At 68.7% G+C, this 12,030-nt stretch carries 6 protein-coding genes and 5 pseudogenes; 1 reads left to right on the top strand and 10 read right to left on the bottom strand.

From position 1 onward, the window contains the following. Nucleotides 1–8: 8 nt before the first annotated feature. The 5 genes and pseudogenes from ABIE67_RS45265 to ABIE67_RS45245 form a co-directional block, all read right to left on the bottom strand. Nucleotides 9–782, bottom strand: coding sequence for a hypothetical protein (locus ABIE67_RS45265; RefSeq protein WP_370267786.1), 774 nt, complete (start codon nucleotides 780–782; stop codon nucleotides 9–11). A gap of 142 nt (nucleotides 783–924) precedes the next feature. Then, a complete protein-coding gene (locus tag ABIE67_RS45260) occupies nucleotides 925–1,272 on the bottom strand; it encodes a hypothetical protein (protein ID WP_370267781.1) in 348 nt (115 codons plus the stop codon). 335 nt (nucleotides 1,273–1,607) lie between these two features. Further along, a complete protein-coding gene (locus ABIE67_RS45255) occupies nucleotides 1,608–1,937 on the bottom strand; it encodes a hypothetical protein (protein ID WP_370267778.1) in 330 nt (109 codons plus the stop codon). Between the two features lie 293 nt (nucleotides 1,938–2,230). Beyond that, nucleotides 2,231–2,554 (bottom strand): hypothetical protein, encoded by a 324-nt coding sequence (locus ABIE67_RS45250; protein WP_370267774.1) that lies wholly within the window; start codon nucleotides 2,552–2,554, stop codon nucleotides 2,231–2,233. Between the two features lie 252 nt (nucleotides 2,555–2,806). After that, nucleotides 2,807–3,316, bottom strand: a pseudogene (locus ABIE67_RS45245) (ATP-binding protein); the annotation flags it as partial. A gap of 140 nt (nucleotides 3,317–3,456) precedes the next feature. Between ABIE67_RS45245 and ABIE67_RS45240 the strand changes: the two are divergent. Next, a complete protein-coding gene (locus ABIE67_RS45240; RefSeq protein ID WP_370251876.1) occupies nucleotides 3,457–5,070 on the top strand; it encodes an IS1634 family transposase in 1,614 nt (537 codons plus the stop codon). A gap of 27 nt (nucleotides 5,071–5,097) precedes the next feature. On the opposite strand, the pseudogene ABIE67_RS45235 reads toward ABIE67_RS45240, so the two are convergent. The 5 genes and pseudogenes from ABIE67_RS45235 to ABIE67_RS45215 form a co-directional block, all read right to left on the bottom strand. Continuing rightward, nucleotides 5,098–5,367: pseudogene (locus ABIE67_RS45235) on the bottom strand (ATP/GTP-binding protein); the annotation flags it as partial. 362 nt (nucleotides 5,368–5,729) lie between these two features. Next, nucleotides 5,730–8,312: pseudogene (locus ABIE67_RS45230) on the bottom strand (RHS repeat-associated core domain-containing protein); the annotation flags it as partial. A gap of 16 nt (nucleotides 8,313–8,328) precedes the next feature. Continuing rightward, complete coding sequence (locus tag ABIE67_RS45225) at nucleotides 8,329–9,666, bottom strand: IS4 family transposase (RefSeq protein ID WP_370257796.1); 1,338 nt, start codon at nucleotides 9,664–9,666, stop codon at nucleotides 8,329–8,331. Nucleotides 9,667–9,765: 99 nt separating this feature from the next. Continuing rightward, nucleotides 9,766–10,713 (bottom strand): annotated as a pseudogene (locus ABIE67_RS45220) (ISAzo13 family transposase); the annotation flags it as partial. Between the two features lie 122 nt (nucleotides 10,714–10,835). Continuing rightward, a pseudogene (locus tag ABIE67_RS45215) lies at nucleotides 10,836–11,498 on the bottom strand (transposase); the annotation flags it as partial. Nucleotides 11,499–12,030: the final 532 nt, after the last annotated feature.

Genomic DNA, 12,030 nt, shown 5'->3' with positions numbered 1-12,030 from the left:
TGTGCGGTTCAACGCCCTTTGCGGACTATGGCCGTGATCTGTGCTCCCTCGGCGAGAGTCAGCGGCCCGGTACGCCCCTCCTCGGCGACACCCATCACCTCCGCGAGCAGGCGGCCGTGCACATCGAGCGCGGACTCGGCCAGAGCAGCGAGATCGGTCACGGCGCTGCGCGCTCGAACCCAGCCCGTCGCGGCGACCAGGACAGCCACTGGGGCAGCAGGCCACCAGATCACGGCAAGCAGGGCCGCGAGCCATGCCCAGCTGCCCACGGCGACCGCCGCGACGAACGCACCGTTGGCCGCGGTGATCTCCGCGCGGGTGGTGTCCGGCAGGACGAGCCACAGCCGCGGCCAGGCGAAGGGCAGGTCCAGGCCGTAACGGTCGCGGGCCACCTGTTCCACACTGTGGACGCGGTCGCCCATCCAGGTGGGTCGACCGGGTTCGGCCATGGCCATGTTGTTCGCCCGCCCCGCAGCACGGTCGATTTCCTCCTGCTGAGCCGCCGTACGGGACGCGCTGGGATGCGTTCGTTCCAACTCGCGCCGCAACGCGAGCCTCCTGTGCCAGCGTGATCGGCGGCGCCCGGTCTGCCACCTGAACACCGCGTGGAACACCGAGGGCCAGGAACCCAGCCACAGGGCGCGTGTCGGACCAGCCAGCGCCTGCGCCAGGAGACCCGCACACGCAGCCGCGACGAGTAGGCCGACCAGTGCTCCGACCTGCGCTCCGACCGGCCATTGGGCGAACTTTTCACCAGCCCGGGTCAGCTCGTGCTCCGCCATCGCAGCATCCACGGCGTGTGCTTGCCCAAGCCGCCGGCCGAGCAACGCGCCCGTCACGAACAGAACGCCGGGCAACAGGAGCAGAGCAACCCAGCGCTCAGCCAGCCTCTTGGCCAACTCGGCGAAGAAGCCGCCCACCGCGTTACCTGAGCCGCATGGGTCGGCCGGTCACCTCGCACCGCGGGACGGGCCCGGCCGGCACCGAGATCGCCCCGCGGTCACAGGCTCCGTCGGGGCAGCCGAACACCTCCTCGTGGGCGCGGCCGGCTCCGCCGCCGGGCAGGGCGCTGCTCAGCGCGCGGAAGCTGCCTGCGTCGCCGATACCGACCAGCTGGCTCAGTAACGCGAAGATGGGCTGCCGGGCCCGGGCCGCCTCCTCGATCCGTGTCAGCACTTGTTGGTGCCACTCGGACTGTTGCGCGCACTCCAACCGCAGTTCCAGTATCTCGGAACACAGCATTGTCAGCGCCAGCCGCTCCGCCGCCTCCATCTGCGCCTCCCCCCGGTGGTGGCCGAGAACGTCGTGACGGAAGAATCCCCTCGACGTCCTTGCCGTACTCGCGCCCTGCGCCTGTTCCTGCGCAGGTATGGCGCAGCGGCCCAGAGGCGCTCCCGGTTTCGGGGCTCCCCGGCAGAACTGGCACCGACGACGCCCGCAGGCGACTGGTCCAGCGAGCACTCGACGACAGCTGACCAGACCTCACCACGCCCGCCCTCGACCCCCGTACCCCTGATCACATGCGGAGCTTGACGTCAGCCGGACGCCCGCGACAGGCGCAGAGTGACGGTCGCTCCCTCGCCCGGCCCCGGGGCTTATGAGGCCCGCTACTTGAACTGCGCGAGGGCCTGTTCCCGGAAGTTGGAGGGGTAGGCGAGGGTGCGGGCGGCGATCGCTTCGGTGATCGTGTGGTCGACGCCGGGGAGAACGGTGTAGGTGTCCCGGATGCCGTACCGGGTCAGCAGCTTGCTGAAGATCTCCGTGATCTTCTTGCCGTCCTTGTCGTAGAGCCGGTCCCCGTCCCCGGCGAGGAGCCGGACCCTGACTCCCTCGGCCTTGATGGCGCGGGCGTTGTGCCCGACGTAGTAATGGGGGCGCACGGAGTTGAAGTACGCGGCCGACGCCGGGGCGTGGCGGGGGCCGAAGGTGTTGGTCACTCGTACTGGAGTTGACGCTCTCCTGGGCGACCTCGGCGGCTACTTGCTGGGATTGCCCCAGCGAGCCGTCCTGGGCCAGCAGAGTGTCGGGGCGGATGAGAGCTGAGGCGGCGATCGCCCCGATGAGCAGGGTGAGGAAGATTTCGCCCAGACCACGGCCCAGGCGGCCGCGCATAATCATGAACCCGGCGAACACAAACGCCCAGGCCAGCAACAAGCCCTGCAACCCGAGTCTGTCGACCACCACGATGTCGTACATGTCGGCGACCTTCTGCGCCGGCGGGTGAGGATCTTCAGCAGCAGGAATCATCGGAAGGCAACCTCGATCGCCACCCCGCAAGGCCCACCAAGAGCCGGAGCAGGGTGAACAGGCCCGAGAGGGCAAAGGCGAGGGACTGGGTCTTGAAGCTGACGATGGAGCCGCCCTCGCCATTCAGCTCGTACCCGTCGATGGGTACCCCCTCGGAGGAGGTGATGTTGAGCGGGGCGAGCAGGTCTCCGGTCTCGCTGTTGCTGCTGGCCGCGTACACGACCTGGCTGTTCACCATGAGAAACACGCCGGTGAGCAGCACGACGAAGCCGGCCGAGCGGAGAGTCGCGCAGTCTGGACGGAACATTTCAGCGTCCCCTTTGCCCAGCAGGGCTCCGGAGCCGCCACATCACGAGGGCGGCCACACCGGCACCGGCCGGCACGAGCCGCCACGCCGCACCAGCAACACCCGGCTGCTCGGCGGAGGCGGTGGTCGTGGTGCCGCGCTCGCAGTAGTCCTTGGCTGGACCCACGATCAGCGCGCACGGGTCTTGGTCCGTGGGATGGGCGTCTGCGGCGAAGGCCTGCCCCGTGTGCGGCCACCACGCCTGAGGCACACTCACCCCGACGGCCACAACGAGCACGCCGGCGGCGAAGCAGCGCTCGCGCGGCGTCCCGGTGTGGTCGTGATGGACGTGGTGATGCGCGGGATACGGGGGATGGCGAGCTTGACCCGGCCGGTGTTCTGCCGCGGGCAGGTCAGCAGGAACTCGCCCTCCCGGCCCTTGCGGCCGACGGGGGACAAGCCGGTGGTCACCAGCCGCAGCAATTCGCCGTCGTTCGGGTCGAGGCCCACGAACTCCAGACCGCGGCGGGCGCGTTCGCGGTCGGTGGTGCGGGCGAGCGCGCGGTAGGCAATCAGCCCGCGGTCGGGGCCGAGTTCCTCGGCGTCGTGGGAGGCGGCGAGGAGACCTGCGCCCTGCTTGCGGCCGTCGTGGAGGATTTCGTGGACCAGCGCGGTACCCTCGGCTGACGACGTCAGCCAGTACAGCTCGTCGGCCACTACGGCGGTGAACCGTTCGGGGTCCTTGAACGCTGTCTGCCGGGCGATCGCGGCGATCAGGTAGAGCTAGACCCGTACTTCGCGGGTCGTTGATTCGTATGGTGTGACCGGTCCGGGGTGTCCTGGGCCGGGGGTGTGGCGTTGGGTGGGGTGTGTCGATGACTTCCCGGTCCCCGCGGCCACGGTCTCAGCGTCAGCGTCTTGAAGTGGCGGTGACGTCCGTGGTGGAGAAGCGTCTGGGCGCTCTGCCTGTCGCTGCCGAGTTTCTGCGTCGGCTGGATGTCGCCGGGATCGTCGACGAGGTGTGTCCTGGTGGCGCGAGTGCGCTGGTGACGCACGGGCAGGTGATCGAGGCGTTGGTGGCCAACCGGCTGACGTCGCCCGCGCCGTTGGTGCGGGTGGAGGACTGGGCCAGGTGCTGGGCAGTGGAAGAGGTCTTCGGGATCGAGCCCGCTCTGCTCAACGATGATCGTCTGGCCCGGGCACTGGATGCGATCGCTCCGCAGCTGGAGCACATCGCGGGCACGGTCGGGGCGCGGGCGATCGGTGAGTTCGGGATCGATGTGGCCCGGATGCACTGGGACATGACCAGCATGTCCGTGCACGGGGCCTTCCCGGTCGAGGGTCAGGAGGAGGACTTCCCCGTCATTGGCTACGGGCATCCCAAGGACCGGCGCTTCGATCTGAAGCAGGTCCAGGCCGGGCTCGCGGTGTCGGCCGACGGCGGCATCCCGCTCCATGCCCGGGTCTTCGGCGGTGGTGCGGCCGAGGTCAGCCAGGTCGTCGGCGCGATGAAGGACCTGCGGGCCATGGCCGGTGAACGCGACTTCCTGATGGTCGCCGACTCCAAGCTGGTGTCCTACTCCAACGTCCGTGCCCTGCTGGCGGCCGGGGTCCAGTTCATCGCCCCGGCCCCGGCCGCGCAGGTCAAGGACGAGGTCTATGCCGCTCTCGATCCCGCGCAGGCCACCATCGTGGACTGGACGCCCAACCGGGAGGCGGGCAAGCCCGCCGAGCGGCGCGAGACCTACCGCGTGCTGGAGGACACCCACACCCTGACCGGGCCCCGCAAGAGCGATCCTGTGCTCACCGTGCGACGGATCCTGGTCCACTCCACCGCGAACGCCGCCGGCCAGCAAGCAGCCCGGGACAAACGCCTGGCCAAGGCCGCCCAGGACCTGAACAAGCTCACCGCTGCGGCCGGCGGACGCCACTACAAGACCCGGGAGAAGATCGTCGCCCGAATCGGTGTCATCGCCGCCAAGCGCCGTGTCACCTCTTGTCTGCGCTGGACCGTCACCGATAACGAGGACGGCACCCCGGTCCTGGCCTGGCACTTCGACACCGGCGTGCTGAAGGCGGAAGCCGTGGTCGACGGCTGGTACGCACTGCTGACGTCTGTCCCCGCCGACCAGGCGGACGCTGGGCAGACTCTGATCCACTACAAGGGCCAGGGCGCGGTCGAGCGCAGATACCACGACTTCAAGGGCCCGCTCGCGGTCGCGCCGGTCTTCGTGCAGCACAACCGGCGCGTTGCCGCCCTGATCCAGGTCATCTGCCTGGCCCTGCTCGTCTTCTGCCTGATCGAACGGCAGGTCAGACGCGCGCTCGGCCCCGAGCAGACCATGAGCGGCCTCTACCCCGACAACCGCCGGGTCCGCCCCACCGGCCGCATGGTCTTCTACCACCTCGGCGAACTCACCCTGCGCATCGGCAACATCACCGACCCGCCCACCGTCCAGATCACCCGCGGCGTCCAACTCCACCTCCTCGACCTACTCGACACCGACATCGGACAAACCCGCTGGCCACAGACCTGAAACGGTGACCCGCGAAGTCCGGGGCTAGAGCACTGCGCGTCCGATCAGGGCCTCCAGCGGCTGCTGGTTCAGGACCTCCGGGTTGTCGAATGAGGCCATCGGCGGCAACTTCAGCCCCGCCGTCGTGATGACGATCATGTCGGAGGTGCTGGACGCGTCCAGGTGTACCGGCGGCAGCGTTGGGTCGAACACCATCCGTGCCAGGGAGTTGGTGGCGACCACGCGGACGAGGCCGGCGAGGGTGGCGGCCGCGTCCTGCCGCTTGCCCACCTCGCTCCTGGCCATTTCCTCAAGGACATGAGCTCTGCCTACCGCTTGCGCATTTTGCTCAGGGTGAGGTGCCGACTCTCGCCCTCGCGGCGGTCACGGAGGATGCTGACTTCGCCGAGTTCTTGCCGCAATGGCGCGCAGCCAACCTGCTACACGGTGGGAGCTGTGAACGAACACCGCGTTGCCGTCGGGGCATGGCCGGCCGAGTCAAGCTCAGAGAGAAGCCTGTGGCGACGGCGGCAACTGCGTACCCGGCGATTGCCGCATTCTGACGGGCACGGCACACGCCCGTTCGATGATCTCCGCACAGATGACGGCGGCCTTCGAGACCGTGGTCTCGAAGGCCGCCGTCATCCAAGGTGTGCCCGGATCATTGGACAGCGGGCGTCTCAGTCGCCGATGAAGCGATCGACTCTCACTTCGGTGAGCGAGTCCCACGCATCGAGCTGTGCGGCCGCCGCGGCGATCTGGTCGTATTCCGTCCGCAGAATGTGGATGCGGTAGTACTCGATCACTCGCGCGAGGTCGTCCACGGCCAGTTCGGCTTCGTCATTGTCGACCATGTGGACGACCGACCGCAGCGCTGCTACGGGACCCTCCTCTCCGCCCAGCCGGCCCGAGATGCTCTCGGCGGCCGCGCGGATGAGGACATCGGGCGTGCGCTTCCCCGCTCCGACGTGCTTGTCCTTGATGTGCCGGAGACCGAACTTGCCGTACTTCTTGCCGTGAACCGTGACGTTGGAGGTGCTTCCCTCACGGATGGTCTTCCAGTGGCTTCCGGGAGAGCGCGACCACATGAGGATGCGCCACTTGTCGCAGGGCTTGAACGGGTTGCCCCAGGCGCCGCACCGGCCGTCGAGGTCGGTGCCGTTGACCGGGTCGGCGCAGACGAAGTCGTAGGCGTTGCAGTTGCCGCCGAAGACCGGGTCCAGCTGGAGGAACCGGGCGGCGTTCGGGTCGTACAGCCGCGCGCCCATCAGGACGATCCCGGTGAGCGTCTCGCCGGAGCGCTGGTTGGAGCCGAACCAGCCGTAGCGCTGGGCGGTCTTGCCCGTGCGGGAGGCGCCGTTCTCATTGCTGTCGACGACCGTCGGCGCGACCGCCGAGTCCAGCGGCAGCTGGAGGGCGACGTCGCCGTGGATGCTGGTCAGCTGGAGGACGGTGCCGCCGGACTTGCCGGTGGTCGCGCTGAACGTGCCCGTGGCCGAGGTGACGTTGCGGGTCACCGTGCCCTGGGCGGCGTCCTCCACGATCCAGCTCGGGCTGTCCGTGTCGTTGCCGTAGTGGTTGGTCTTGGCTGCCGGCTGGCTCCAGGTGCCGGCGTTGTTGGCCTCCACGGTCCACGAGCGGAACCGCAGCCCGGCGTCGAGTTGCCACGTCTGGCGCTGGGAACCGGCGGTCTGCCGTTGCACGAGATCGTTGGCGTAGTACGACAGGGTCGAGCCCGGGAGCGCGGTGGTGCGGCCGAAGGCGTCGTAGGAGTAGCCGGAGTCGACGATTCGGTCCGCGGTGTCGTAGGTGTGGCTCTTCACCGCGCCCACGCTGGTCGGGCAGAGCAGCCCGGCAGCGGCTGAGGCCTCCGTCCTGCCGGTCCGGTTGGAGCGGCTGTCCAGGGCGTATGTCCGCAGGGTGCCGACGTTGTCGCTGGTGTCCTCGACCCGGGTGAGGCGTCCGGCGTCGTCGTAGCCGAACTCCTGGTGCGACCAGCCGGAGCGGGTGGCGGCCTGGCCGTGGATGGTGGAGGTGACGGAGTCGTTGTAGACGGTCACCCCGTCGCTGTCTCGTGTGTACGTGCGCACGACGACGGCGCCCGCAGCGTCCTTGACCTGCTTGAGCGTGTAGCCGCCCGGCAGCTTCTCGGAGGCCACCGCCCCGTCCGCGTCGTACGTGGCGGTGAAGGAGCCCGCGACCGAGTCGGTCACCTTGGTGGCCAGCCCTCGCGGCTCGACGGACGGGTCATAGGTGTAAGTGACCGTGCTGGGGACGCTGTTACCGACCTTGACAGGGCGGTTGCGCAGGTCGTACGCGGTGGTGGTGGTCCCTCCGTCCGCGTCGGTGTAGGAGATCTCCCGGCCCAGCTTGTCGTAGGCGCGGGTCAGGGTACCGCCGGTGGACGACGTCGTCTTGACCGCGCGGCCCGTCTCAGGGTCGTAGCTCGTCGTGGTCGACGGCACCGCCGCTCCGACGCCGGTCGTCTGCACGGTGGTGGATCGGCCCGCCGCGTCGTAGCCGCGGGCGATGGTGCGGGTCGACGTGCCGGCCTTCTCGGTGGTTTTCGCGGTGTTGCCCCACCAGTCGTACTCGGCGGTCATGGTGGGCAGCTGGGCCGGATTGGTCCCGCCGCCGGTGATGTCCCCGGCCGGCCCGCTGGTGCACAGCAGGTCCGCCCACTCGGGACGTCCGGCGCAGGTGCCGGTGCCGGTGGCCGACCAGTAGGTGCTGACCTGGGTTCCCGCGTCGTTGCCCGTGGTGCCGGGCGCCCCCTGCCGGGTGACGCGGCCCTGGGCGTCGTACTCGGTGACGGTGGTGATGGCCAGACCGTCGGGATCCTGCACCACCTTGGTGGGCAGGCCCTTCGCCCAGTCGTAGGCGACTGTGGTCAGCTGGGCGTCGGCCATGACGGCGGGGTGCTCGCGGACCTGAGCGCCCTCCTTGGTGCTGGTGATCTGGTTGCTGGTGCCCACGGCGTCCGCGGGACGTCCCTCGTCGTAGCGCTTGCTGGTCCAGCTGCGCGCGAGGACGGAGGTGCCCGCCGCCACGAGCGTGGTGTCGCCGGACTTCAGGTCCTTGGCCAGGTCGACCCGGCCGAGGGGCCCGAACTTCTCCAGCTCGCGCGTACCGGTCTCGTCGAACACGGACCGCGTGGACAACAGCTCGGCGCGCTCCGCGCTCGGCCGGTCCGTCAGCCCCAGGTCGGCCAGGGCCTCCTTCGCGGTCGCCGTCGCCCCGAGCGCGCTCTCCCGGTTCCCGGCCAATGCCGTTGTTTGACTACTGAATCATCGTGGGCTGCAGCGTGATGGCCTTGGCAGGTACCCGGCGTGCTGGTGCACGTTGCTGGTCCTTGGGCCGGTAGGAGTACAGCGAGTTGGGGCGTTTGAGAAACCTGTCGGCCTCGCGTAGACGCCGGGTGCCATTGTCGAGTTTCCGGCACACCTTCGCGGACAGCAGGGCCAGGAACTTCCCGATCTTTGCGGGAGTATCGGCGCACTGCCGGATCACGCTGCGTCGCGCGTGCTTGAGGACCTTGACGAACGAGATGCGGTCCGGGTCGATGCCGTGACCGTCGGCGAGCCGCATGATGATGCCGGTCAGGCAGTAGTGGACGATCAGGTGTGCCCATACTTCCTGGCGCACCAGTGCCGGGTCGGCCGACCGCAGTACTTCCTGCCGGCCGCGCTGGAAGGTCTTGAGCTGGCGGTATGAAGATTCCGCCTCCCACCTCTCGTGATACAGGGCCGCGAGTTCGTCCGCGGGGTAGGTGTCTGTGTCGAAGAGATCGGTCAGGAGCCGGATCACCTCGCCGCCGTCGACGCGGTACTCGATCACACGGACCAGTACGCCGCCCGGGTGCGCGCCTTTCTGCCCGCCGAGGTTCATCCGCGCCAGGTAAGTGCCGTCGGGCAGGCGCTGCACCGGACGACGCGCGACGCAGGAGCGCGCCCGCAGCAGAAGGTGTGCACCGGCGGTGGTGTATGCCTTCCACAGTTCCACTCCGGGAAAGCCCCGGTCCATGATCACGAGCATTCCGTCGGCCGAAGCAGCCATGGCGACGGCCAGGTCGCGTTCGCCGCCGTTGAAGCCGCCCACCCGTGCGTCGATGGCGGCGTGGGTGCCGGTCTCGGTCAGTGTCACGACCCGGACCTGCGGAAATCCTCCTGGTTTTCCGCGCGAGTCCTTCGGGCCGCCGAAGGCGTGCCGGTTGGCCTCGTTGTCCGGCACGTCCAGCAGGAACCCGTCCACCGCGGCAAGACGCATCCCCCGCCAGAAGGATCCCGCCAGCCCGGGCGGGGCCAGCGGCCCGGCCAGTCTCCGGAACAGCATCTCCAGCACCTCAGGCCCCAGACGCTCCCGGGCACGGGTGAACGACGCCCTGTTCGGGATGTGTTCGCCCATCCCGGCGATCGCGCCCGTCAGGTTCTCCGCGACATCGTCATAGGAGTCCTGATGGAACAGGGCCAGGGCCAGCGTGAAGTACACCGTGAAGCCAGCCGGCAGAGCACCCGGCCGCCGGTCCCGCTTGCGGCACCCGCCCAGCACCTCGTCCACCAGCGCTGGCGTCACCCACCGCGTCAGCAGCCCCAGCCGTACCCGATCAGACAGCCCCACCCACGGATGACCCATGCCTGACCCATGCCCGGCCACGAGCACCACCCCACGGTCTCACCGGACACCCCCGCCAACTCCACCATTCAAACAACGGCATTGGGTGCCGGGCGGAAGATGACACACCGTGATCTCAAGGCCGGTCTCGGCAGCGAGGCCGGCGAGCTGGGTCTTCCAGCCGCGGGTGCGGTAGCCGTTGGAGCCCCCGCCGTCGGCGGTGATCAGCAGTCGGCGGGCGCGGGGGTAGTCGTGCCGGCCGCGGGCCTGCCACCAGCGCCGGATCGAGGCGATGGCGAACGCCGCGGTGTCGTGATCAGTGCCGATGCTGACCCAGCCGGTGTTCGCCGCCATGTCATAGATCCCGTACGGAATCGGCTTCTCGGCCTGGCCGGGAAAGTCGTGCGTCTTGACCCTCACGGGATGCCCTGCAGGCCGCCATTCGTGCCCGGCGTTCTTGTAGTCGCCGATCAGCTCCTTCTTCTTGCTGTCCACGCTGATCACCGGGTCACCAGCGTCCCCGTGGTCTCGTGCCTGCTCATTGAGGTAGCGGAACTGCGCGTCCCTGTCAGGGTGCTGAGCACCCTCGATGGTCTTGGCGTTGGCCTGCAGACTGAAGCCTTCCTCCCGCAGCAGACCGGCGACCGTGTCGGCGGAGACCCGGTGGCCCCGCCGGGTCAGCTCCGCTGCCAGCTTCCGGGTCGACTTCGTCGTCCACCGCAGCGGCGACATCGGGTCGCCCCGCTCGTCGGGCTCGACCAGCCCAAGCAGCGCCGGCCGCAGCCCCGGATCAAGGTCCACAGCCTTCTTCCGGCCCCCACCCGGACGACGGATCCGTCCCAACAGAGCCTGACCAGACTCCAGTTCAGCCGCTCCGCGCGAGACCGTGCCCTCCCGAACCCCAGCCGCGGCAGCGACGAGCCTGATCCCACCATGCCCCAGCGACAGAGCTTCCGCCCCTATGCCCAGCCGACGCTGACGCTCGTCCAAATGCGGCAACAACACCTGGAACTTCGCAGCCAGGACTGCCTCGATCCCCTCCGGTCTTCCCATACCAGAACAACGCGTCCCACAGCCGGAAGCCACGACTTGTTTCCCGGCAAGCCCGTAGGGGGGAGCACACAGTGATTCCCAATGTGGTGTGTCAAGGCATGAGTTGACGTTCTGTGGTGTGGTCAGGCCGCTGCGTGGCGGGGTGCGGGCGGCTCGGTGGTGAAGGTCCGCTGGTCGCGGACAAGTGCCCATAGGACGTCGAGGCGGCGTCGGGCCAGAGCGAGGACGGCTTGCTTGTGCGTCTTCCCCTCGCTGCGTTTGCGCTCGTAGAAGGCCTGGGAGGTGGGGCAGCAGCGGGCAGCGACCTGTGCGGAGAGGTAGAAGACCCGCAGTAGGCGCCGGTGGTAGCGGTGCGGACGGCGCATGTTGCCGCTGATCCGGCCCGAGTCCTTGGGAACCGGGGCGAGGCCGGCGACGCCGGCCAGGCGGGCTGGGGTGCCGAATGCGGCCAGGTCGCCACCAGTGCAGGCGATCAGCTCGGCGCCCAGAAGGGTGCCGATGCCGGGCATGCTCACGATGGTCTTGGCGTGGTGGTGCTCACGGAACCGGTCCTCGATAAGCGCGTCAACGCGCGTGATCTCGGCGTCCAGGTCCATGACCGCGCGGGCCAGTGTGTGCGTCATGGCGGCCGCGGTCTTCTCGCCCGGGATCTGGGTGTGCTGGGCGTGGGCGGCCTCGACCGCAGTAGCCGCGATCACCGCGGCATTGCGCACGCTGCGGTTGGCGAGCCAGCCGGCCAGACGGCTCCTCCCGATTCGCCGCAGGGCAGCGGGGGTCTGGTATCCGGGTGTGTCCTGAACATGGATAGGAGTTGGTAGTAGGGCAGCTTCTGGAAATGATGCTGTGCGAGAGATGAAGGATTCTGGCCCTTCAGAGTCGCCCTGTGGGGGGAGGCTCTAAACCGCCTTATGCCGCGTTAGCTGAAGACTGTCGTGGTGAGCGATAAGGAAAAGGCATCCAAGAGGTGTCAGGTAGGGACTGGGAAGACGAGCGCAAGCGAATCGCTGCTGACGTGTCGAAAACAGATCAGATGACATCGAAACCGAGGCACTCTGGTTTGTCTCGGGATAAGCCTGACGGGAGCCCACCGACTGGTCAGGCGGTGTCCGGCATGAAGGCGACGTGAGCCCAGTCTGCTGCTCTCGCATGGAACAGGAGAAGGCGTGCTCCGACACCGTCCACCCAGCACGGGTGGCGAGAGGGAGTACCCCAAGCGGCCGAAACCGCAAGGGGTTGAGTACCGATGCGGGGTGCGCCGGCGGACCGGCTCGTAGTAGTGACGAAGCCTCTGTAATGGGGGTGGAGCGAAGGGGCCGG

This window comes from Streptomyces sp. V4I8 (assembly GCF_041261225.1).
Classification (GTDB): Bacteria; Actinomycetota; Actinomycetes; order Streptomycetales; family Streptomycetaceae; genus Streptomyces.
Note: the sequence above shows the minus strand (reverse complement) of the source record. Positions and strands in the feature narration are given on the sequence as shown.

Coding starts and splice junctions, on each gene's coding strand:
- ABIE67_RS45265 (WP_370267786.1), bottom strand. CDS start 782: ATGGCGGAGCACGAGCTGACCCGGGCTGGTGAAAAGTTCGCCCAATGG.
- ABIE67_RS45260 (WP_370267781.1), bottom strand. CDS start 1,272: ATGGAGGCGGCGGAGCGGCTGGCGCTGACAATGCTGTGTTCCGAGATA.
- ABIE67_RS45250 (WP_370267774.1), bottom strand. CDS start 2,554: ATGTTCCGTCCAGACTGCGCGACTCTCCGCTCGGCCGGCTTCGTCGTG.